At 69.2% G+C, this 22,353-nt stretch carries 22 protein-coding genes; 6 read left to right on the top strand and 16 right to left on the bottom strand.

Going from position 1 to position 22,353, the window contains the following annotated elements:
- The first annotated feature begins 40 nt into the window (after nt 1-40).
- The gene (locus IFR14_RS07030) at nt 41-1,963 is read left to right on the top strand and encodes a BglG family transcription antiterminator (protein WP_342365658.1); all 1,923 of its coding nucleotides are present in this window, start codon (nt 41-43) and stop codon (nt 1,961-1,963) included.
- A 59-nt stretch (nt 1,964-2,022) separates the two neighbouring features.
- On the opposite strand, the gene IFR14_RS07025 is transcribed toward IFR14_RS07030, so the two are convergent.
- Nucleotides 2,023-2,595: a helix-turn-helix domain-containing protein gene (locus tag IFR14_RS07025; RefSeq protein WP_191940659.1), complete on the bottom strand. Its 573-nt coding sequence runs from the start codon at nt 2,593-2,595 to the stop codon at nt 2,023-2,025.
- A 66-nt stretch (nt 2,596-2,661) separates the two neighbouring features.
- Between IFR14_RS07025 and IFR14_RS07020 the strand changes: the two genes are divergently transcribed.
- Together IFR14_RS07020 and IFR14_RS07015 are read left to right on the top strand one after the other, a co-directional pair.
- Nucleotides 2,662-3,351, top strand: a complete 690-nt coding sequence (locus IFR14_RS07020) for an AzlC family ABC transporter permease (RefSeq protein ID WP_191940658.1) — start codon at nt 2,662-2,664, stop codon at nt 3,349-3,351.
- Nucleotides 3,348-3,671 carry an AzlD domain-containing protein gene (locus tag IFR14_RS07015; RefSeq protein ID WP_191940657.1) on the top strand — a complete coding sequence of 108 codons (324 nt, stop codon included), beginning with the start codon at nt 3,348-3,350 and terminating at the stop codon, nt 3,669-3,671. The genes IFR14_RS07020 and IFR14_RS07015 overlap by 4 nt, the downstream gene beginning before the upstream one ends.
- Nucleotides 3,672-3,675: 4 nt before the next feature.
- On the opposite strand, the gene IFR14_RS07010 is transcribed toward IFR14_RS07015, so the two are convergent.
- The gene (locus IFR14_RS07010) at nt 3,676-4,455 is read right to left on the bottom strand and encodes a glucosamine-6-phosphate deaminase (RefSeq protein WP_191940656.1); all 780 of its coding nucleotides are present in this window, start codon (nt 4,453-4,455) and stop codon (nt 3,676-3,678) included.
- A complete protein-coding gene (locus tag IFR14_RS07005; RefSeq protein WP_191940655.1) occupies nt 4,448-5,359 on the bottom strand; it encodes an ROK family protein in 912 nt (303 codons plus the stop codon). The genes IFR14_RS07010 and IFR14_RS07005 overlap by 8 nt, the downstream gene beginning before the upstream one ends.
- 259 nt (nt 5,360-5,618) lie before the next feature.
- Between IFR14_RS07005 and IFR14_RS07000 the strand changes: the two genes are divergently transcribed.
- Nucleotides 5,619-6,032, top strand: coding sequence for a hypothetical protein (locus tag IFR14_RS07000; RefSeq protein WP_191940654.1), 414 nt, complete (start codon nt 5,619-5,621; stop codon nt 6,030-6,032).
- Between the two features lie 68 nt (nt 6,033-6,100).
- Here the strand turns inward: IFR14_RS07000 and IFR14_RS06995 are convergent, their stop codons facing one another.
- The 4 genes from IFR14_RS06995 to IFR14_RS06980 all read right to left on the bottom strand — a co-directional run bounded on the left by IFR14_RS06995 (nt 6,101) and on the right by IFR14_RS06980 (nt 10,666).
- Nucleotides 6,101-6,925, bottom strand: coding sequence for a carbohydrate ABC transporter permease (locus IFR14_RS06995; RefSeq protein WP_228498429.1), 825 nt, complete (start codon nt 6,923-6,925; stop codon nt 6,101-6,103).
- A gap of 89 nt (nt 6,926-7,014) precedes the next feature.
- The gene (locus IFR14_RS06990) at nt 7,015-7,968 is read right to left on the bottom strand and encodes a carbohydrate ABC transporter permease (RefSeq protein WP_369821904.1); all 954 of its coding nucleotides are present in this window, start codon (nt 7,966-7,968) and stop codon (nt 7,015-7,017) included.
- A complete protein-coding gene (locus IFR14_RS06985; protein ID WP_191940652.1) occupies nt 7,965-9,302 on the bottom strand; it encodes an ABC transporter substrate-binding protein in 1,338 nt (445 codons plus the stop codon). The genes IFR14_RS06990 and IFR14_RS06985 overlap by 4 nt, the downstream gene beginning before the upstream one ends.
- A 149-nt stretch (nt 9,303-9,451) precedes the next feature.
- Nucleotides 9,452-10,666: an NADP-dependent isocitrate dehydrogenase gene (locus IFR14_RS06980; RefSeq protein ID WP_191940651.1), complete on the bottom strand. Its 1,215-nt coding sequence runs from the start codon at nt 10,664-10,666 to the stop codon at nt 9,452-9,454.
- A 281-nt stretch (nt 10,667-10,947) separates the two neighbouring features.
- Between IFR14_RS06980 and IFR14_RS06975 the strand changes: the two genes are divergently transcribed.
- Nucleotides 10,948-11,400 (top strand): GNAT family N-acetyltransferase, encoded by a 453-nt coding sequence (locus IFR14_RS06975; RefSeq protein WP_191940650.1) that lies wholly within the window; start codon nt 10,948-10,950, stop codon nt 11,398-11,400.
- Between the two features lie 4 nt (nt 11,401-11,404).
- On the top strand, nt 11,405-11,725 hold the full coding sequence (locus tag IFR14_RS06970) for an MGMT family protein (RefSeq protein ID WP_194644151.1): 321 nt from the start codon (nt 11,405-11,407) through the stop codon (nt 11,723-11,725).
- Between the two features lie 16 nt (nt 11,726-11,741).
- Here the strand turns inward: IFR14_RS06970 and IFR14_RS06965 are convergent, their stop codons facing one another.
- From IFR14_RS06965 to purN, 9 genes are all read right to left on the bottom strand, one after another.
- Nucleotides 11,742-13,520: a sensor histidine kinase gene (locus IFR14_RS06965; protein ID WP_191940648.1), complete on the bottom strand. Its 1,779-nt coding sequence runs from the start codon at nt 13,518-13,520 to the stop codon at nt 11,742-11,744.
- Nucleotides 13,513-14,190: a LuxR C-terminal-related transcriptional regulator gene (locus IFR14_RS06960; RefSeq protein ID WP_123539688.1), complete on the bottom strand. Its 678-nt coding sequence runs from the start codon at nt 14,188-14,190 to the stop codon at nt 13,513-13,515. The genes IFR14_RS06965 and IFR14_RS06960 overlap by 8 nt, the downstream gene beginning before the upstream one ends.
- A gap of 94 nt (nt 14,191-14,284) precedes the next feature.
- Nucleotides 14,285-16,105: an ABC transporter transmembrane domain-containing protein gene (locus IFR14_RS06955; RefSeq protein WP_191940647.1), complete on the bottom strand. Its 1,821-nt coding sequence runs from the start codon at nt 16,103-16,105 to the stop codon at nt 14,285-14,287.
- A complete protein-coding gene (locus tag IFR14_RS06950; protein WP_137242134.1) occupies nt 16,102-17,934 on the bottom strand; it encodes an ABC transporter ATP-binding protein in 1,833 nt (610 codons plus the stop codon). Before IFR14_RS06950 ends, IFR14_RS06955 begins: the two co-directional genes overlap by 4 nt.
- 159 nt (nt 17,935-18,093) lie before the next feature.
- Nucleotides 18,094-18,219 carry a hypothetical protein gene (locus IFR14_RS21170; protein ID WP_274598597.1) on the bottom strand — a complete coding sequence of 42 codons (126 nt, stop codon included), beginning with the start codon at nt 18,217-18,219 and terminating at the stop codon, nt 18,094-18,096.
- Nucleotides 18,220-18,399: 180 nt separating this feature from the next.
- Entirely contained in the window at nt 18,400-18,714 is a 315-nt protein-coding gene (locus tag IFR14_RS06945; RefSeq protein WP_124770137.1) for a hypothetical protein, read from the bottom strand.
- 88 nt (nt 18,715-18,802) lie between these two features.
- On the bottom strand, nt 18,803-20,014 hold the full coding sequence (gene ddaH / locus IFR14_RS06940) for a dimethylargininase (protein WP_191940646.1): 1,212 nt from the start codon (nt 20,012-20,014) through the stop codon (nt 18,803-18,805).
- Nucleotides 20,015-20,122: 108 nt separating this feature from the next.
- The gene (purH, locus tag IFR14_RS06935) at nt 20,123-21,730 is read right to left on the bottom strand and encodes a bifunctional phosphoribosylaminoimidazolecarboxamide formyltransferase/IMP cyclohydrolase (protein ID WP_191940645.1); all 1,608 of its coding nucleotides are present in this window, start codon (nt 21,728-21,730) and stop codon (nt 20,123-20,125) included.
- Entirely contained in the window at nt 21,727-22,353 is a 627-nt protein-coding gene (gene purN, locus IFR14_RS06930) for a phosphoribosylglycinamide formyltransferase (protein WP_191940644.1), read from the bottom strand. The genes purH and purN overlap by 4 nt, the downstream gene beginning before the upstream one ends.

The following is a 22,353-nucleotide window of genomic DNA, read 5'->3' as shown; positions in this document are numbered from 1 at the left end:
CGCCCGGACCGCGCGACGGCCGACCGACGGAGAGGGCATCGTGGCACGCGAGAAACACGACCGCATGCTCGGCTACCTCGCGGGACGGGACGGCTGGACGACGGCCACGGAGGTCGCGGAGGTGCTCGGCGTCACACCGCGCAGCGTCCGCAGCTACGTCACGGCGGTCAACACCCGCACGGCACCGCACGACGTCGTCGAGTCCGGGCCGAACGGGTATCGGCTGAACGCCGACGGCTATGCGGTCTACCGGCGACGAGCCGCATCGGCGTTCGAATCGGAGACACCCCGGGATCGGCTGTACGGGCTCGTCCGGCTGCTCATCAGCGCCCCCTCGGGAATCGACGTGCACGAGACGGCACAGCGGCTCCACGTCAGCGAGTCGACCGTCGAGGGCGACCTGGGCCGGGTCCGCGCCATGCTCGCCGACACCGCCCTCACGCTCGACCGTTCCGGATCGACGGTGACGATGGCGGGCGGTGAGACCGAGCGGAGACGGCTCCTCAGCCGGATGTTCCGCGACGAGACCGATCGCGGCATCGTCGAACTCGAGGCGCTCCAACGCGCGTTCGCGCCGAACGAGTTCAGCCCGTTCAAGGGCGAGCTGCTCGAGGCGTTGACCGCGCGCGGGTACTACGTCAACGAGTACGGCATCGCGAACGTCCTGCTGCACATCGCGATCGCCATCGACCGGGTCACGAAGGACCGTCCGGCGGAGCCCGCAGACCATGCACCGCGCACCCCGGAGGTCGAGGCGGTCGCGGAGGATCTGGCGCGGCTCGTCGACGCCCACTTCCACGTCGCACTCGGCGAGGGCGACCTCGTGTACCTCAGCTACCTGCTCGTGACACGGGTGGTGACGCCGGGCAGTGGGGCTCCCGTCGAAGTCCTCGTCGACGACTACGTCAACCAGGACGACCTCGCCGCCGTCCGTCAGGCCGTCGACCGTGCCGGCCGCGAGTACCTCGTCGACCTCTCCGACGAGGACTTCATCGTCCGGCTCACCCTCCACGTCCAGAACCTCATCCGTCGTGCACAGGACCAGTCCTACTCCCGCAATCCGCTGACCCGCTCGATCAAGACCTCGTACCCGATGATCTACGAGCTCGCGGTCTTCATCGCCAGCCAGCTGCAGCGGCACGGCTCCATCATCATCAACGACGACGAGATCGCCTACATCGCGATGCACGTCGGCGCCCAGCTCGAGCAGAAGGCCCGTAAGGAGGCCCTGCTCGGCTCCACGATCGTGTCCGCCGGCTACTACGACATGCACGAGGTGCTGCGCCGACGCGTCGAATCGCAGCTGGGCGACGTCCTCGACGTCCGATCCGTCATCACCCGCACCGATGTCGACTGGGCCGCCATCGACACCGACCTCGTGCTCACGACGATCGAGCCACCGGCCCCTGCCGACGGCATCGTCGTCATCCAACCGTTCCTCACCGCGGCCGACGTGGAGCGAGTCCGCACCGCGGTCAGCCGCGTCCGTCGTTCGTCCCGCTTGTCGGAGATCACCGACGAACTGCTGCAGTACTTCCACCCGGACCTCTTCCTCCGGAACGCGCATGCCGAGGACGAGGAGGGCATGATCCGCCTGCTCGGCGAGCGTATGATCGCCCGGGGGATCATCGACGAGAGCTACCTCACCGCGGCGATCGAGCGGGAGCGCATGTCATCGACGGCGTTCACCGACACCCTGGCCGTGCCGCACGCCATGGCGATGACCGCGCACTCGACGGCCATCGCGATCGCCGTGAACGAGACGCCGATGGAGTGGGGCGGCGCCCGCGTGAGCGTCGTCGCACTCGTGGCGTTCAGTGAATCGGGTCGTGCCGCGTTCCAGACGGTGTTCGACCAGTTCGTCGAGGTGTTCTCGGAGCGCTCGAGCGTCGCTCGGATCATCCGCCGTTCCGAGGACTTCGCCGGCTTCATCGACGAGCTCGTGCACGTCATCGACGGCTGAGCACCCGTCGCGCGGTCCCGGTCACCGAGCGGTCCCGGTCACCGAGCTTGTCGAGGTGCTCAGACGTGCTCGGTGACCACCACCGCGGTCGTACCCGGCTCGAGTGCCTCGAAGACGTGCGGCACGTCCCCGGCGTGGGCGAGGTAGTCCCCCGGTCCGAGCTCGACCTCCTCGCCGACGGGTCCGACGGACGCGCGACCGGTGCTGAGGATCCAGTGCTCGACGACGCCCGGCATGTGCGGCTCCGAACGCCTCGGCTCCCCCGGTTCGACGACGATGCGGTAGATGTCGCGTCGGGCGTTCGGCGGGCACGCGGACAGCACCGTCGCGACGTAATCCGCCCCGGACGCGGCGAGGGTCGGCCCCTCACCGGCACGGATCACCTGGACCGGTCGCCGCACCGGCTCGACCAGGCGGGCGAACGGGACGTCGAGGGTGACGCTGAGCGCCCAGAGGGTCTCGAGACTCGGGTTCCCGAGCCCCGCCTCCAGCTGCGAGAGGGTCGACTTCGCGATCCCGGCTCGACGGGCCACCTCCGCGAGTGACAGGCCGGTGCGCTGCCGCTCGCGGGTCAGCGCCGCCGCGACCGCAGCGTGCGGTGCTCCGTCGTCGGATGGTTCGAGCTGCGTCATGCGTTCGCTCCAGAGTGTTACGCGTTCGATTTGACGAACGCTTGATCGACGTTCAATATAGTGTACGTGCGTTCGATATGGGGTCACCTCGGCCGGCCGACCAGGCGGGCCATCGCGCTGGTCTGCATCGCCGACGGGCTGGTCGGCATCTCCTACGGAGCCGTCGCCGTGCACTCGGGCATCCAGCCCTGGGTCGCGCTGGCGCTCGCCTTGCTCGTCCTCGCCGGCGCATCGGAGATCCTGTTCGTCGGAATCGTCGCGGCCGGCGGGAGTCCGCTCACCGCGGCCCTGGCAGGGTTGCTCGTGAACGCCCGTCACCTGCCGTTCGGCCTCGCGATCCACGAGGTCGTCGGTACGGGCTGGCGTCGCGTGCTCGGGACGCACCTCCTCAACGACGAGTCCGTCGTCTTCGCGCTCGACCAGGACACCCTGGAGCGAAAGCGCGCCGCGTTCTGGGCGTGTGGCCTCGGCATCCTCCTCTGCTGGCCGGCGGGCGCGGCACTCGGAGCCTTCGCCGGCACGGTGATCGAGGACACGGACACCTTCGGACTCGACGTCATGTTCCCCGCCGTCCTGCTCGCCCTCATCTTCCCCGCCCTCCGCGAGCGCCGGACGCGCCGAGCCGCACTCGTCGGCGCGGTCGTCGCCGTCGCCGCGACGCCGTTCCTCCCTGCGGGGATTCCCGTCCTGTTGTCGCTCGTCGGTCTCCTCTTCGGCTTCGGCCGGAAGCAGCCCAAGCCGGAGGTCACCGCATGAACCAGTCGATGCTCGTGCTGGTCGGGATCGTGATCCTCGCGGTGGGCACCTACACGTTCCGTCTGGCCGGACCACTCCTGCGGACCCGCACCGAGGTCTCGGAACGGGTCGAGACACTGCTCGCGGCCGCCGCCATCGTCCTGCTCATGGCGGTGCTCACGACCACGGCGCTGACCCAGGACCAGCAGTTCGCGGGATTCGCGCGATTCTCGGGCGTCCTGGTGGCCGGCGTCCTCGCCTGGAGGAACGCGCCGTTCGTCGTCATCGTCCTCGCGGCAGCCCTCACCACGGCGCTCCTCCGCCTGGCGGGCGTCGCCTGAGACGTCAGATGCCCTGCCAGGCGGGCTTGTTGGCGTACGCGTAGCGGTAGTAGTCGGCGTGCTGCAGCTCGGACGCCGCCGCTTCGTCGAGGACCACCGTGGCGCGCGGGTGCAGCTGCACCGCCGAACCGGGGAGGTTCGCGGAGAGCGGCCCCTCGAGCGCGGCGGCGATCGCAGCGGCCTTCCCCGCACCGAAGGCGAGGAGGACGAGGTGCCTCGCGCGGAGGATGGTGCCGAGCCCCTGGGTGATGCAGTGCATGGGTACGTCGTCGATCGAGTCGAAGAACCGTGCGTTGTCCCGGCGGGTCTGCTCTGTCAGGGTCTTCACGCGGGTGAGCGAGGCGAACGACGAGCCCGGCTCGTTGAACCCGATGTGGCCGTCGGTGCCGATGCCGAGGATCTGCAGGTCGACGCCGCCGGCGGCCTGGATCGCCGCTTCGTAGTCGGCGCCGGCGTGCTGGATGGTCTCGGCCGCACCGTTCGGCACCTGGATGCGCTCGGGCGCGAGGCCGAGCGGCTCGACGACCTCACGCGTGATGACGGAACGGTACGACTCGGGATGCCCGGCCGGCAGGCCGACGTACTCGTCGAGGGCGAACCCGCGCACCTGCGAGAGGTCGAGGCCCTGCGAGCGTGCGGCGAGCGCCTCATAGACGGGGAGCGGTGTCGAACCCGTCGCCAGTCCGAGGACGGCGTCTGGACGCTCCTCGATCAGGGCGACGATCGCCTCCGCGACGAGGGCGCCTGCGGCACCGCTGTCCCCCACGATCACGACTTCAGCCATGCGACGATTCTCCTCTTCCCACGAGTGCTGCGCCGATCGCCGCGACGGGGGATCCCGTCGGCACGAGGCGCACGCGCTGTTCCAGTTGCAATGATGCGACGAATCGAGACCCGGCGGCGGATTCGGCCAGAGCCTCGCGGATGACGGCGAGTAGTCGCTCGCCGAGAGCGGTGAGTCCTCCTCCGAGGACGATGTCGTCGGCGTCGACGGTGAGGGTCAGGATGCGGACGGCCGCGGCCGCTCCGTGACCGAGGCGTGCGCGGAGCGCGATGGCCCGCGGGTCACCGGCGTCGGCATGGTCGAAGAGGTCGAGCACCGGCAGCGCCACGTCGGCTCCCCAGGCGGCGGAGACAGCACCACCGGCGGCCATGGTCTCGACGCACCCGCGCTGTCCGCACCCGCAGCGGTCACCGAGCGGATCGACCGACAGATGCCCGACCTCGCCGGCGACCCCGCTCGAGCCCTGCCAGAGCCGGCCGTCCGTGACGATGCCGGCGGCGACGCCCGTGCCCAGATTGAGGTAGGCCATCGTGCCGGAACCGTCGAGCAGCTGCCAGGCGCCGAGGGCCGCCGCCTTCACATCGTTCTCCACGGCGACGGGGACCCCGAGGCGCTGGGCGAGGATCGCACCGAGCTCGAGTTCCTCCACGTCGAGGTTGACGGCGTGGGTCACGCGGCCGGTGCCCGGGACGATGAGGCCGGGGATACCGACGCCGACCGACGTGAACGCGTCGATCGGACGCGCGACGGCGTCGGAGAGCCGGCTGACGGCCTCGACGGCGGTTTCGACGACCGCTTCCGGACCGCGTCCGGTGACCAGTCTGAGCCGGTGCAGGAGCGCGCCGTCATCCGTCACGAGGACGGCATCGGTCTTCGTGCCGCCGATGTCGAGTCCCACCCTCACGCGGTTCGTCTCCGGAGGGCGTCGTGGCGCGTCTGCATGCTGTGGTTCCTTCGATCCGTGATGCGACCCGCTCGCACCACCGGTTTGTTCGCCAAGCTTACAAATAAACGGGGCTCGCGTCCATGCCGACGACGACCGCACACGACGATCGGGCCGCGCACGCCTGCGGGTGGCGGGCTCCACCGGGTAGCCTGGAGGCCGACCCGCAGCGCGCGGGCGGGCCCGCCACGGGCACCGAACACGGGGGAATCACACCACCATGAAGAAGAACGCAGCAGCATTCCTCGGCGCGATCGCCGTCTCGGGCCTGCTCCTCACCGGCTGTGCCGGCGGCGCCCAGAGCAAAGAGGATGCGTGCAAGCTCATCCAGTCCGAGGTGACGGAGTCGGCTTCGCAGCTGCAGTCGGGCCTGAGCTCGCTGTCCTCCGACCCCGAGGCGGCCGTCACCCAGCTCGACGACTTCTCCGGAACGTTCAAGGCGGCGGCCGACAAGGTCACGAACGAGGAGGTCAAGACCGCGGCGAACGACTCGGTGAAGGCGCTCAACGACTTCATCGACGTCGCGAAGACGGCTGTCGACGACCCGCAGAACGTCGACCAGACCGGGCTCACCGATTCGCTCACGAAGCTCCAGGACGAGTTCACCACGCTCGGCAACACCTGCAGCCTCTAGCTCGACACGACTGACGACGGGCCCCGGATCGACTGATCCGGGGCCCGTCGCCGTCTCCGGGCCGACGGCTACTTCACGGATCCCTCGGTGAGCCCGCCACGCCAGAAGCGTTGCAGCACGATCATCGCGATCGCCAACGGGATGATCGACAACAGCGCGCCGCCGGTCGTCAGCTCGTAGAACTCCGGCAGGCGGTCGACCTGGCTCCGCCAGTTGTTGAGGCCCAGGGTGATCGGGTACAGCGTGCTGTCGGACAGCATGACGAGCGGCAGGAAGTAGTTGTTCCAGATGCCGACCAGCTGGAAGAGGAAGACGGTCACGAGCGCGGGCGTGAGGATCTTCAGCCCCACGGTGTGGAAGATCCGCAGCTCGCTCGCGCCGTCGATCCGTGCCGCCTCGATGAGCGAGTCGTCGATCGTCGCGTCGGCGTAGATCCGGCAGAGGAACAACCCGAACGGCGAGACGAGCGACGGCAGGAGCACCGACCAGTACGTGTTCGCGAGCCCCATCTGGCTGAAGAGCAGGAACAGCGGGAGCGCGGTGGCCGTCCCCGGCACGAGGACCCCGCCGAGGATGGTGCCGAAGACGAGGTTGCGCCCGCGGAACCGGTACTTCGCGAGCGCGTACCCACCTGCGGCGGCGAGGTACGTCGCGATGAGTGCTCCCACGCCCGCGTAGAGCACCGAGTTGCCGAACCAGCGGACGAAGATGCCGCCGTCGTAGGTGAGCACCTCGTGGAGGTTCGACCACAACGAGAACTCGGAGCCGAGGAGGAAGCCGTTGCTGCCGAACAGATCCTCGGTGCTCTTGGTCGCAGCGATCACCACCCAGTACACCGGCACCAGGAAGTAGACCGCGACGACGACGAGGATGCCTGTCACGAGCACCCGCATCCCCCTGGACCCACCGGGTCGTCCCGGCTGATCGCTCAGCCGCCGGGCACGCTTCGACGAGGTCGCGGTCGTGATGCTCCGGGTCTCGCTCATGATGCCCTCCTCGACGTCAGGCGCAGGAAGATGAACGACAGCGCGAACGCGACCACGGCGATGAGCACCGCCTGCGCTGCGGCGACGTTGTAGTCGTTGTAGGCGAACGCGGTCGTGTAGGCGCTGAGGTTCGGCGTGTACTCGTTGTCGATCGCGGGCGACACGGTCTGCAGCACCTGGGGCTCGGCGAAGAGCTGGAGCGTGCCGATGATGGAGAACACGGTCGTGAGGATGAGCGCCGGCCGGATGAGCGGGAGCTGGATGCTCACCGCGACGCGGAACGGCCCGGCGCCGTCGACCTTCGCGGCTTCGTACACCTCGCCGGGGATGGCCTTCAACTGGGCGACGATGATCATCATGTTGTAGCCGGTGTAGGTCCACGTCACGATGTTGGCGATGGACCAGAGCACGGTGCCTGCGCCGAGGAAGTCGAGCTCGATTCCCATCGCCCCGGCGATGTCGATGATCGGGCTGAGTCCCGGGACGTAGAGGAACGACCAGAGGATCGTCGCGATCACGCCGGGGATGCCGTAGGGCAAGAAGTACACGGCCCGGAAGAACCCCGGCCATTTCGCGGAGGCGGACTCGAGGAGGAGCGCCAGCAGGGTGCACAGGGCGATCATGACCGTGACCTGCACGACCCCGAAGAGGAGCATCCGGCCGATCGAGGCGATGAAGTTGCCGTTCTCCAGGGCCTGGGCGTAGTTGGAGAACCACGCGAACTCGGTCGTGACACCCTCCTCGCCGAAGACGCCCTTCCGTGAGACCCGGAGGAAGCTGCTGCCGATCGCGACGATGATCGGCAGGATGAAGGTGAGGACGAAGAGCGCCAGGAACGGTCCGAGGAGCACCCACGGAGCCGCGACCGAGGTCCGGCGTCGGCGCTGCGCCCCCGACCGCGACGGGTCGTCCGCCACACCGCGCGCCGGGCGTTCCGTGACGGCGCTCACGACGCCGCCTCGATCCGGAGGCCCTTGTTGCGGAACGCGGTGATGACGTCGCGCTGACCCTGGACCACGGCGTCCACGAGGGTGCCGCCCGAGGCCTTGGCACGGAACCCGTCGGCGAGGATGTTGAAGGTCTGCTGGGTCAGTGGCCACCACTGCCACTCGTTGTTCTGTTCCTTGGCCGCCGGCACGAAGACCTCCTCGTTGTAGTTCTGGCCACCGAAGAACTCGCTCGGCTGTTGTCGGCGGGCACCGATGTAGGCGTCGTTCGGCGACCACCCGATGCCGGAGTGCTCGATCATGGCGTCGATGCCGGCGTCGCTCGTGGTCATCCACACGGCGAACTCGAGCGCCTCCCTCGGGTGGGCGCTGTTCGCCAGGACGGCAGCCGTAGACCCACCCTGGAAGGTCGAGCCGTACCCCTCGCTCCCCCACCGGGGCAACGGCGCGACCCGCCACTTGCCCTCGGCCCCCGAGACGCCCTGCAGGAGGGCGTCTCCCCAGCTGGCTCCGGCGAGCGACGCGATCGAGTCCTTCGCCGCAGCGGCGAACCAGGCCGGTGAGAACTGGCTGTAGGAGGTGGTCATGACGCCCTCGTCGATGGCCCGGTCGAAGAATCTGGCCGTCTCCAAGGTCGCATCGTCCGTCATGTCCACGATCCACCGGTCGCCGTCGACACGGAACCAGGACGCGCCGGCCTGGGTCGCCATGGCCGCGAACCACGACGCGTCGTCGAGGGCGAAGCAATCCAGGTACATGTCGGCCTCGCGCACCGCACCCGCAACCTGGAACCACTCGTCCCAGGTGGCCGGGGGCTTCGCGCCCACCCGGTCGAGCAGGTCCGGTCGGTAGTAGAGCGCCATCGGACCGGAGTCCTGCGGGATGCCGTAGACCCCGTCGACGTAGGAGACCTGGTTCCAGAGGGTCTCGTTGTACCGCGAAGCGACCTCGTCCGCGCCGTAGCGCCGGAGGTCGACCAAGCCGTTCACGAGCAGGAACTCGGGGAGCGTCCGCATCTCGACCTGCGCGAGGTCCGGACCACCACCCGCGGCGAGCGCCGAGTAGAGCTTCTGATACCCGCCGTCGTTGCCTCCGGGGATCCACACGGCCTCGACCTGCACGTTCGGGTGGTCGGCGTTCCAGACGTCCGCGACCTTCTGGAGGTCCTTCAACCAGGCCCAGTACGTGAGCGTGATCCGTTCGCCGGCGGCGGCCGGGGCGATCGTCGAACCGGTGTTCGGCGACACCGTCCCCGGGGTGGAACAGCCCGCCAGGAGCGCGGTCGCACCACCCGCTGCAGCCCAGGCGAGCAACTGTCTTCTCGTCATCGGTGACATCGATGGTCCTCACTTCGTCGTCGAGGTGGTCCATCGACGCTAACACGACCGTTCACACCGGCGTCGAGACCCGAACGACGGACGGGGCCCGGGAGCATGTGCTCCCGGACCCCGTCCGTGTGGTGCTGGTGTCGGTCAGGCCGACGTCATCAGGCCAGGCGTGCCTTGAGGTTCGCCGAGATGGTCTCGAGGAACTCCTCGGTCGTCTGATAGGCCTGGTCGGGGCCGACGAGGAGCGCGAGGTCCTTCGTCATGGCGCCGGACTCGACCGTCTTGATGACGACGTCCTCGAGGGTCGCCGCGAACTCGATGAGCTCCTGGTTGCCGTCGAGCACGCCTCGGTGCTGCAGGCCACGGGTCCACGCGAAGATCGAGGCGATCGGGTTCGTCGACGTGGGCTTGCCCTGCTGGTGCTGGCGGTAGTGGCGCGTGACGGTGCCGTGTGCGGCCTCAGCCTCGACGATCTTGCCGTCGGGCGTGGCCAGCACGCTCGTCATGAGGCCGAGCGAGCCGAAGCCCTGCGCCACGGTGTCGGACTGCACGTCGCCGTCGTAGTTCTTGCAGGCCCAGACGTAGCCGCCCTCCCACTTCATGGCCGAGGCGACCATGTCGTCGATGAGGCGGTGCTCGTAGGTGATGCCGGCAGCATCGAACCGCTCCTTGAACTCCGCGTCGAAGATCTCCTGGAAGATGTCCTTGAACCGGCCGTCGTAGGCCTTGAGGATGGTGTTCTTCGTGGAGAGGTACACCGGGTAGTTGCGGTTCAGGCCGTAGTTGAGGCTCGCCCGGGCGAAGTCGCGGATCGACGCGTCGAGGTTGTACTGCACCTGTGCAATGCCGTCGCCGGGCGACTGGAAGACCTCGAACTTCTGCGGCTCCGAGCCGTCGTCGGGCGTGAACTCGACTGTGAGCTTGCCCTCGCCCTTGAACAGGAAGTCGGTCGCGCGGTACTGGTCGCCGAAGGCGTGGCGGCCGATGATGATCGGCTTGTTCCATCCGGGCACGAGACGCGGGATGTTCGAGATGATGATGGGCTCGCGGAAGATGACGCCGCCGAGGATGTTGCGGATGGTGCCGTTCGGGCTCCGCCACATCTTCTTGAGACCGAACTCCTCGACACGTGCCTCGTCGGGGGTGATGGTCGCGCACTTGACGCCGACGCCGTGCTTCTGGATAGCGTGCGCGGCGTCGATCGTGATCTGGTCGTCCGTCTCGTCACGCTTCTCGATGCCGAGGTCGTAGTACTCGAGGTTCACATCGAGGTAGGGGTGGATGAGCGAGTCCTTGATGAACTGCCAGATGATGCGAGTCATCTCATCGCCGTCGAGTTCGACGACGGTGCCTTCGACCTTGATCTTCGACACTGGTTGTCCTTTCTGATGCCGCCCTGAGCCGAGCGGCCTACGGAGGTGCGCACGCGGTGGAGTGCTCCGCATGGCATGGAGGAGACCGCATCCGAAAGGTGGACGGCACGGCCACGCCCTAGCTTACAAGACCTGCCAGGTCTCTTGACATCGAGACAGTTGCGGATGGCCAGGTTCCGTCCCCGACTCCAGCTGTGGGTCGGCCGTGGAAGTCGGCGGTCACCGCGTGTCGCCCGGGGGCCGGACTATCCGCGGTCGGCTCGACCGGTTAGCCTAAGGACATGGCTGAGCTGCGTCTGGAAGAACTGTCCGCATCGACGATCGTGGCGGTCAACGCGCTCACCATGAAACCCGGGCAGGAGCAGTTCATCGCCCCGGTGTCCTACGCGGTGGCGGCTGCGGTCGTGAACCCCGCCACCTCCTGGCAGCGCGTCGTCCTCGACGGCGACGAGGTCGTCGGCTTCGTCTCCGCCAACTTCGACCACGAGTCGACGCAGGAGGAGTTCCGCTCCGCCCTGTGGCGCATCAACGTCGACGCAGACGACCAGGGTCGCGGCGTCGGCCGGTTCGCGGTCGCCTCGCTCATCGAAGAGGCCAAGCAGCGCGGCTTCGACCACGTCAACGTCATCTACGAGCCCGGCGACCTCGGTCCCGAGGCGTTCTTCCTCCGCGTCGGGTTCTCCCCGGTCGGCGAGACCCAGTATGGCGAGACCATCGGCAGCATCAGCCTCTGAGGCCGTGAGCGGGTCGTCACCGACGGACTCGGCTGAGGCGTTCGCCGAGGCCGTGCTGGCCGTGGTCGCCGACATCCCCGAGGGTTGCGCCCTGAGCTACGGCCAGGTCGCCTCGATCATCGGGTCGAAGTCCGCGCGTGGCGTCGGTCGCGTGATGGCGCAGTACGGGCACGCCGTACCCTGGTGGCGGGTCGTCCGGTCGGGCGGTCTCCCTCCGACGGGGCACGAGGATCGCGCGCTCGAGCACTACGAGGCCGAGGGCACACCGATCGTCCGGATGAGCGGCGGGCGGTACCGCCTGGGCCGCGAGGCGCTGCTGCACTGACCGGCTTCGCGCCGGATCAGCAGGGAAGGTGGATCGAGACGACCGTCCCGGCACCGACCGGGCTCTCGACGCGCATCGTCCCGCCGACGGCGTCCACCCGGTCCGCGAGACCGCGCAACCCGCTCCCCCGCGCAGGATCGGCGCCGCCGACCCCGTCGTCCGCAACGACGACCCGGAGCCCGCCGTCGGGGTCGTCGGAGACGACCACCTCGCAGCTGGACGCCCCGGAGTACTTCGTGACGTTGGCCAGGCACTCCGACACGACGTAGTAGACGGTCGCCTCGATGAGCTGCCCGGGCCGCTCGCGCAGCTCGACGGTGACCTTGGTGACGACGGTGCACCGGCGCCCGAGTTCGGCGATCGCCGGCACCAGTCCGCCCTCTGCCAGGAGCGCCGGATGCAGCCCTCGGGCGAGTTCGCGGAGCTCCTTGATGGCGCTCGCGAGTTGATCGATGGTGGTCTCGAGGCCGTCGGCCAGGGCGAGTTGACCGTCGGCGCGTGCCGCGTCGCTCGCCATCCGGAGCCGCAGCGCGACGGAGAACAGCTGCTGCTGCGAGCCGTCGTGCAGGTCTCGCTCCGCCCGCCGTCGCGCTTCGTCGGCCGCCTGCACGATGCGCAACCGCGACCGACTCACCTCGCGCAACGAGTGACGGAGTTCAGCGGTGAGTCGTTCGTTGTCGATCATGATGCGCAACGACGCCGACACCGACCGGAGCAACTGCGGATTGTCGAGCAGAGCCGCGTCGTGCTCGATGTACACGAGCGGCGCGTCCGCATCGCCGACGCTCGACATCGCCCGCCCGCGTGGGTCCCGGTCGGTGGTCCGCTGCGATCCCGGCCAGACGAGCCGGGCGGTGCGGTCCCCGAGGACGGTCTTCACCGCACCGTCCCAGCGGTCGTGGCCGGTCTCGCTCAGTTGTCCGGTCTGCACCAGGTCGACGGCCCTGGCGCGGATCGTCCGCATCCGGATGAGACCCGTCGCGTACGCCGCGGGAACGAGCACCACCGAGAACGCGTTGAGGTCCTCGACGACGAGCCGGAGGTGCTCCGGCCATCCCCCGAGGCGGACGAGGGACCACGCCACCCCGATGACGAGCCACAACACGAACGCGACCGGCATGATGAAGGCCACCTGTCTGGCCGCTCCGCTGCTCCGCGCCCATCGCAGGAGCACGACACCCGCGACCACGACCGCGAAGGCCCCCATGACACCCGCATGGACCCGACCGAGCACGTCGGCCACGTCTCCGGTGGCGAGGACGGCGTACCGACTCCGCTCGTGACTCGCATCGAGCACGTGGTTCGGCGTCACCAGGAGCGTCACGATCGCATAGGTGACGAGGTAGACCGAGGCGGTGATGACGAGCCGCCGATCGAAGCCCCGCCGCAGCCGTCCGGCGGGGAAGGCCAACGCGAGCCACACCAGCGCGACCCCCGGGAGCACGGAGATCGACATGAGGAGCGGCCAGAGCCAGCCTGCGTCGACGCCGTACGCCCACATGTAGGCCGTCTCGGCCAGCGCGTACCCGACGATCACCCAGCCCGGAGTGGCCGTCGGAGCCAGCCACCAGATCAGCCCCGCCGCCACCAGCGCCGCGAGGTGGCCCACCAACCAGGGCAGACCGTTGCCGTCGGCGACGCCCGGCTGGACGACGCCGAACACGACCGACAGGACGCACACGAGCGCGGCGGCGAGCAGGATGCCGAGTCGCAGCGGCCACGGCAGTCGACCGCGGCCGGCCGGTGCCGGGATCGGCAGCGATGTCGCCCGTCCGTGTGGGCGACCGTCAGCCATCCGTGTGTTCCAGCCATCGCACGACCGCGAGGACGCGGCGGTGGTCCGCCGGAGAGTCCTCGAGTCCGAGCTTGGCCAGGATGCGGCTGATGTGCGCTTCGACGGTCTTCAGACTGACGACCAGCGCCTTCGCGATGCCGGAGTTCGACCGCCCCTCGGCCATGAGGGTGAGGACTTCACGTTCCCGCTCCGTGAGGTGGTCGAGTCCGTCGGATCGGGTCCGCTCCGCGACGAGGAGGGAGACGACCTCCGGATCCACGACGGACTCACCTGCCGCCACGCGCTCCACGGCGTCGACGAGCGTCCCGGAGTCGGCGACGCGATCCTTCAGCAGGTACCCGGTGCCACCACCGGAGCCTAGCGCGCGGACCGCGTAGGACGGCACGGCGTAGGTGCTCAGCAGGAGCACCCCGGCGGCGAAGCCCGACGCCCGCAACTGCTCGAGGGCGACGATGCCCTCGTCGGTGTGGGTGGGCGGCATCCGGATGTCGAGCACGACGGCGTCGAGCTGCAGCCCCGCGTCGATGCGATCGACCAGGTCGACCGCCGAGCCGAACGAGCCGACCACGTCGTGACCGCCCGCCTTGAGGATCTGCGCGACACCCTCACGGAGGAGCACCGCGTCGTCCGCGACGGCGACACGCAGCGAACGCGGTTCCAGACTGGTCATCCGCTCATTGTGGCAGGTCGACGAGACGAGGTGTAGTGCCCACTGGGTCACTCCGTCACCGGAGGACCCCGTGGACACGCCTGCGCGGTCCGGGTCAGCCGACCGAGGACCGCCAGGCGGCGTGCATCGCGGCGAACCGACCCGTCCCGCCGATGAGCTCCGCGGGCGCGCCGTCCTCGATGACCCGGCCGTGCTCCATCACGAGCACCCGGTCGGCGATCGCGACGGTCGACAGCCGGTGCGCGATGATGATCGCGGTGCGGTCCGCGAGGAGGGTCTGCAGCGCCTCCTGGACGAGTCGCTCGCTCGGGATGTCGAGCGAGGCGGTCGCCTCGTCGAGGATCAGCACTGCCGGATCCGCGAGGAACGCCCGCGCGAACGACAGGAGTTGCCGCTGGCCGGCCGAGACCCGACCACCGCGCTTGTTCACATCGGTGTCGTAGCCGTTCGGCAACGCCTCGATGAAGGTGTGTGCGCCGACGGCCTTCGCGGCGGCGGTGATCTCCTCGATCGTCGCGTCGGGCTTGCCCAACGCGATGTTGTCGGCGACCGAGCCGGAGAACAGGTAGGCCTCCTGCGTCACCATGACGATCGCCCGACGGAGGTCCTTCGGGTGCAGGTCGCGCAGGTCGATGCCGTCGAGGCGCACCGCACCGTCGGTCGGGTCGTAGAACCGACTGATGAGCTTCGCGAGCGTCGACTTGCCCGCACCGGTCGTGCCGACGAGTGCGATGGTCTGCCCTGCCGGGATCTCGAGGTCGAACTTCGGGAGCACCACCCGGTCGGCGGCGTAAGCGAACGTCACGTCGTCGAAGGTGATCCGTCCCTGCGACGTCCACAGGTCGACCGGCGCGACCGGGTCGGGCACGCCGGGACGCTCCTCGAGCACGCCGGAGATCTTCTCGAGCGCCGCAGCGGCCGACTGGTAGGAGTTGTAGAACATCGCCATCTCCTCCATCGGGTCGAAGAACCGACGCGTGTAGAGGAGCGCCGCGAGCAGCGCTCCGATCGCGAGCTGTCCGTCCGCGACCCGGAACCCGCCGACGAGCAGCACCACGGCGACGGAGACGTTGCCGATGAACACCAGTCCGGGATCGAACACCCCGAACAGCTGGATGACCCGGGCGTTGGTGTCGCGGTACTGCTCCACGAGCTCGCCGAACGCGCGCTCGTTCCGCCGCTCCTTCCGGAACGCCTTCACGGCACGGATGCCGGTCATCGCCTCCACGAAGAACACGATGAGCTTCGCCGACCGGACCCGCGACTCGCGGAACATCCGTTGCGAGCGGAGCTGGAACCAGCGGGTGAGCACGAACAGCGGGATGAGTGATCCGAGGAGCACCAGACCGCTGACCCAGTCGACGAGGACGAGGGCCGCCGCGGTGAACCCCATGTACAGCACGCCGGATACGAGCTGGTTGATGCCGGAGTCGAGCAGCTCGCGGATGGAGTCGAGGTCGCTCGTCTGCCGGGAGATGATGCGACCCGAGGTGTAGCTCTCGTGGAAGTCGAGGCTGAGCCGCTGCGTCTGCAGGAACACGCGCTTCCGGAGGTCGATCAGGATCGCCTGGCTGATCCGTGCGGCGAGCACGGTGTACCAGGAGATGAGCGTCGCTCCGGCTGCGCCGGTCAGCAGGTACGCGCCGACCACGAGGAAGGCCGGCATCCAGTCGGCGCGTTCCAGGACGGCCGGGAGGGCGCGGTCGATGCCGAGGGCGATCAGCGCGGGCCCGGCGACCTGGGCGGCGGTCGACACCACGACGATGGTCATGGCGGCGATCACGCGCAGGCGCAGGGGCGCGAGCAGCGATCCGAGCAGTCGCAGCGAACGTCGCCGGATGTGCGCGGACTCGTCACGGGTGAGGTCGTCGCGCTCCTCACCCTCCACTCCGTGGACGGTCGTCGGCGGGGTCACAGGTTCACCTCCTGGCGGTTGGACTCTCGTTCGTCGTCTTCCAGACTCGAGATCACGTAGCGGTAATGGGCGTTGTGCTGCAGCAGCTCGGTGTGGCGGCCCACTGCGGTGATGCGGCCGTCCTCCAGGAGGGCGACGCGGTCGGCGAGGGTGACGGTGCTCGGTCGGTGGGCGACGATGAGGGCCGTGGTCGAGGCGAGCACTCGGCGGAGCGCCGCCTCGACGAGCGCCTCGGTGTCGACGTCGAGCGCCGACAACGGGTCGTCCAGCACGAGCACCTCCGGCCGCGCGGCCACCGCGCGGGCGAGTGCGAGCCGCTGACGCTGCCCACCGGACAGGCTGAGCCCCTCCTCACCGACCATCGTCTCGACGCCGTTCGGCAGTTCGTCGACGAACCCGGCCTGGGCGATGTCGAGCGCCTCGCGCAGGATCCGATCGGCCTCCGCGGAGTCGAGGTCGATGTCGTCCCGTCCGAGGAGGACGTTCTCCTTGACGCTCGCCGAGAAGAGGGTCGCATCCTCGAACGCCATCGCGATGTGCCGGCGCAGATCCTCACGCGTGAGCGCCCGGATGTCGACCCCGTCGAGCAGGATCCGCCCGCCCGTGACGTCGTACAGGCGGGTGGTCAGCGCCGTGATGGTCGACTTCCCGGAGCCCGTCAGACCGACGAGTGCCATGGTCTCCCCCGGCTCGAGCCGGAGGTCGACGCCGTTCACCACGTCCGCGTAGCGGTCGGGTGCGTCCTGGTAGCGGAAGTGCACGTCCTCGAACACGAGCTCACCACGCGGTTCACGGATGCGCTCGGGATGCTCGGGGTCGGTGATCGTGTTGACCGAGTCGATGACCTCGAAATACCGGTCGGTCGCCGTACGGGTGTCGAAGGTCATCGCGAGCAGGAAGCCGATCGACTCGATCGGGAACCGCAGGATCGTGGCCGTCGCGAAGAAGGCGAACAGCTGGCCGACGGTGAGTTCGCCGATCGACGCGAGCCAGACCCCCGCCAACAGGCAGAGCGCGAAGGCGACGTCGGGCAACAGGACCAGCCAGAACCAGATCCCCGCGATGGCCTTCGCCTTCTCGATCTCGGTCCCCCGCAGGTCCTCGGCGCGCGACGCGAAGCTCCGTAGGGCGTGCTTGCCGCGACCGAACGCCTTGAGCACCCGGATGCCGTGGACGGACTCCTCGACGGCGGTCGCCAGGTCACCGGCCTGGTCCTGGCTGCGCCGGGCGATCACCGAATACCGCCCCTCGAAGGTGAACCCGAACACCCACACGGGGATGGCGAGCGCGATGAAGATGAGTCCGAGCAGCCAGTTCCAGGTGAACAGGATGACCGCACCGATGACGATCGTGACACCGTTGACGATCAGGAGCACGAAGCCGAACGAGATCCACCGGCGGATGAGTCCGAGGTCGCTGACGGCGCGGGAGAGCAGCTGCCCGCTCTGCCAGCGGTCGTGGAAGGTCACGGGCAGGTCCTGCAGCTTGGCGAACAGCGCATTGCGCATCCGCGCCTCGACGTGCGTCCCGGGGGTCAGGACGAACCAGCGGCGCAGCGCGATCATGACCGCCTCAAGGACACCGAGGGCGAGGACCACGAGCACCGCCGGCCAGATCTGCGAGGAGTCGCCGGTCGAGAGCGGACCGTCGACGAGGGCTTGCAGCACGAGCGGGATCGCGAGGGCCACGAGGCCGGCGACGAGCGCGGCGACCATGCCGAGCACGATGCGCGGCATGGCCGTCTTCGCGAACGGGTAGATCCGCATCAGGGCACGGAAGGTGCTCTGACGCGGTTGGACAGGACGGCGTTCATCGCCGAGCGGAGTCATTGCGGGGATTCCTTGCGAGAGCGTCGGTGACGTCGATCACCGACGGGATGATGGTCGTGGAACGGCCGGACGGCGAGGTCGCTGTGCGAGGTCGCAGCATCCGGTGACGGGCCCGGACGAGGCCGGACGGATGGTGAGGTGGACTGCCTGGCGCTCGTGCTAAGCGTCGGCGTCCGCTGCGGCGGCGCGTCCGGCCGGCGCCGGGACGGCCGCAGGGCGGCGGCTCGAGGCGGAGCGGGCACGATCGACCGTCGGCGCGAGCGCGGTGTGGTTCGAGAGCGTCATGGCATCCTCCTCATCCTGTGGGGCGAGAGCCGCGGGCCGGGTGCACAGGTCGCACTCGAACGCGGACGGCGACCGATCACGGTGAACGAGGTTCGGCGCAGCAGACCAGACTATGGGAGTCGGCCGTCAAGCTGCAAGGGATCCATGCGGTTGCACGCACCGCACCGGGTGGGCTCGTCCTCAGGAGGTCGGTTCGTCGACGATGCCGACGAAGGCTCCGATGCCATCGACCTCGCGCCGACGCGCTCCCTCGGGCACTGGAGGCAGCTCGTCGGCGCCGTGCCAGGAGCAGCTCACCATCGAGAATTCCGGCCACCACTTCTTCGGGCGGAGCGTCTCGCTCGTGCCACAGATGGTGCAGCGCAGCTCGACCCAGACCGGCCGCTTCCCGGTCCGGTTCGCGCGGGACTGCACGTACCAGGCCGGCGGATCGGCAAGGAACGCCGCCAACTGGTCCGCCGACCAGAACGGCGGGATCCCGTGGTGTCTGGCCATCTCGAGCGGGATGTCCAATCGCTGCGCGACGGTCCTCCGGCTCAGATCCCGACCGCCGCGCGCTCCAGCCTGCTGCTCCACGATCGGCTCAGCTGACCCGCACGGACAGGCAGGTCACGCAGCCCTCGAGCTTCTCGAACTCGCTGATGTCCACCTGGACCACGGTGTAGCCGCGGTCCTCGAGCAGCGCAGCCGTCTTGGGAGCGGCTGCGGAGATGAGCACGGTGTCCTCCGCGAGTTCGACCACAGCGACGCCCTCGCGCTCGGGCACGACGAGGTGGCGGCCGAAGAAGGCCGGGTCCTCGACGAGGTCGGGGTGGACGAGCACGGTCCCGTCGGGGAGCGCGGTGACCGTCGACTTCAAGTGGAGGGCGGTCGTGACGGGGACCGCCACGACGTCGAACCCGAGCGGCGCGAGGATGGCTCGGAGCTGCCGGACGCCTTCCGCGTTGGTGCGGCCGCTGCGACCGACGTAGACGGTCGTGCCGACCCGGAGGACGTCGCCGCCCTCGAGGGTGCCTTCGCCCTCGATCCGGTGGATCCGGAGGCCCAGCTCACGGGCGGTGGTCTCGGCTGCGACGACCTCGGGGCGACGGCTCTCGGCGCCCGGTCGGGTCACCACGGCGACGTCGCCGATCACGACGACGGCGTCCTCGATGAAGACGGAGTCGGCGAGCTGGTCGGCCCAGGAGACCTCGGTGGTGTCCCAGCCGGCGGCGTCGAACGCTGCGACGTACGCGTCCCACTGCTTGTCGGCGAGCTCGGTGTCGATCGGCGTACGCTCCAGGTGCGTCACGAGGCCTTCAGCGAGGTTGGAGGCGGGCATCCGCACGAGTGCGATGCGGCGTCCGGCGTCGAGCACGGCGTCCTGCGTGCGGACGACCATCCAGTACACGGGGTATCCGATGAAGGCCGCGGAGAGCGCGACGACGACCACGAAGACGAGGTTGAGGCTGATGAGCGTCGCGACGATGCTGCCGAGCACGGTGCTGTCGATGGGCTGCCCCGTCGTCGCCACCTGGACGATGAGTCCGAGGAGCGCTCCGATGACGGCGAGGGCGGCGCCGCCCAGCAGGGCGAGGAGTCGGTACCGGTAGAGGCCGACGACGCCCACGATCAGCAGCAGCACGAAGGTGATGATCGTGCTCTCGAAGAAGTACGGGCTCGCCTGGGCGAAGATCGTCCCGGCGAACTGGTAGCCGACGAACGTGACGAACATGACCCCCAGGAAGCCCACGACGATGGTCGCGACGGCGGCGGCGGCGGATGCGATGAGCTTGCGGCTCCAGGTGGCAGTCATCCGACAACCGTAGCCCAACGACACAGCGGCGTCGGGCCACGAGGGCCCGACGCCGCTGGGAGATCACCACGAGCCTGCCCAGAACCCCCGCAGGGCGGGCGACGCGGCCTAGTGGAAGAAGTGACGCTCCCCCGTGAAGTACATGGTCACGCCGGCGGCTTCAGCCGCAGCGATGACCTCTTCGTCGCGGACGGAACCACCGGGCTGCACGACCGCACGCACACCGGCGTCGAGCAGGACCTGCAGGCCGTCGGCGAACGGGAAGAAGGCATCCGAGGCCGCCACGGAACCTGCGGCGCGGTCACCGGCTCGGCTCACGGCGAGGTGGCAGGAGTCGACGCGGTTGACCTGGCCCATGCCGACGCCCACGCTCGCGCTGCCCTTGGCGAGCAGGATGCCGTTGGACTTCACCGAGCGGCACGCCTTCCACGCGAAGATGAGGTCGAGCAGGGTGTCGTCGTCGGCCGGTTCGCCCGTGACGAGCGTCCAGCCCTTGGCGGTGTCCTGCGGGTCGTCGGCGAAGCGGTCCGCGTCCTGGTAGAGCAGGCCGCCGGAGATCTGCCGGACCTCGCGGTCCTCGCGCACGAAGTCCTCCGGCAGCTGCAGGAGCCGCAGGTTCTTCTTCGTCTTGAGCACCTCGAGCGCGGCGTCCTCGAAGCCCGGGGCGACGAGCACCTCGGTGAAGATCTCCTTGACCGTCTCGGCCATGCCGAGGGTCACGACGCGGTTGGCGGCGATCACCCCGCCGAAGGCGGAGACCGGGTCGCACTCGTGCGCGCGACGGTGGGCCGAGGCGATCGGGTCGGGTGCCTTCGGGTTCGCGAAGGCGATGCCGCACGGGTTCGCGTGCTTGATGATCGCGACGGCGGGGTTGGCGAAGTCGTAGGCCGCGCGGACTGCCGCGTCGGCGTCGACGTAGTTGTTGTACGACATCTCCTTGCCGTGCAACTGCGTCGCCTGGGCGATCCCGGCACCGCCAGGACGGACGTACAGCGCCGCGGCCTGGTGCGAGTTCTCGCCGTAGCGCAGCACCGCCTCGCGACGACCGGTGACGGTCAGCGTGCTGGGGAAGGCCTCCGCCTCGGTCGCCTCCGTGCTCGCGAACCACGCGGACACCGCGGCGTCGTACGAAGCGGTGTGGTCGAAGGCCTGCGCGGCGAGCGAGCGGCGCTGAGCGAGCGTGGTGCCGCCGGCGGCGACGGCCTCGGTGATCAGCCCGTAGCGTTCCGGAGAGACGACGATCGCGACGTTGGCGTGGTTCTTCGCCGAGGCGCGCACCATCGCCGGTCCACCGATGTCGATCTGCTCGACGACGTCGTCACCGGCGGCGCCGCTCGCGACCGTCTCGACGAAGGGGTACAGGTTCACGACGACGAGCTGGAACGGCTCGATACCGAGCTCGGCGAGCTGGGCTTCGTGGGACTCGAGCCGCAGGTCGGCGAGGAGCCCCGCGTGCACCGAGGGGTGCAGGGTCTTGACCCGACCGTCGAGCGACTCGGGGAATCCGGTGACCTCGGACACGTCGGTCACCGTGTGGCCCGCACCGCGGATGGTCGCGGCGGTGGACCCGGTGGAGACGATCTCGACGCCCGCTGCGGCGAGCGAACCCGCGAGCTCGAGCAGCCCGGTCTTGTCGCTGACCGAGATCAGCGCGCGGCGGACGGGGACGAGGTCGCGTTCGCGGTAGAGGCTGTGGTCGTGGCTGGGACCGCTCATGACTGGGGTGCTCCTTCTGCTGGCGGGCGGGACGCCGTGGAGAGCGCCTCGAGGTCGATGGTTCCGGTGGCGAGGTCGCGGACGGCCTGGACGAGGAGCCGACGCTCCACGGGCTTGATCCGCTCATGGAGGCTGTGCTCCGTGTCGTCGGGCAGCACGGGGACGCGCTCCTGCGAGATGATCGGGCCCGCGTCGACGCCGTTGTCGACGACGATGATCGATGCCCCGGTCTGCGAGGCTCCTGCCGCCAGGGCGTCCCGGACGCCATGCGCACCCGGGAACTCGGGGAGGTACGCGGGGTGCGTGTTGATGATGCGCGGCGAGAGGGCGTCGACGACCACGGGTGGCAGGAGGCGCATGAGGCCGCTGAGGACGAGGACGTCCGGGCTCCAGACCCGGATCTGCTCGAGGAGGGCTGCGCCCCACTCCGCCCGTGAGTCGAAGGACGAGTAGGGGACGGTGAACGACGGGATGCCGAACTCCTCGGCGTGAGCGAGACCGTCAGCCTCCCGATCGGCACCGACGGCGATGACGCGAGCGGGGAAATCCGCGTCGCGTGAGGCTTCGAGGAGGGCGCGGAGATTGGATCCGCCACCGGAGATCAGCACGACGAGTGACAGCAC

This window comes from Plantibacter sp. CFBP 8775, assembly GCF_014839505.1.
Lineage (GTDB): Bacteria > Actinomycetota > Actinomycetes > Actinomycetales > Microbacteriaceae > Plantibacter > Plantibacter auratus.
Note: the sequence above shows the minus strand (reverse complement) of the source record. Positions and strands in the feature narration are given on the sequence as shown.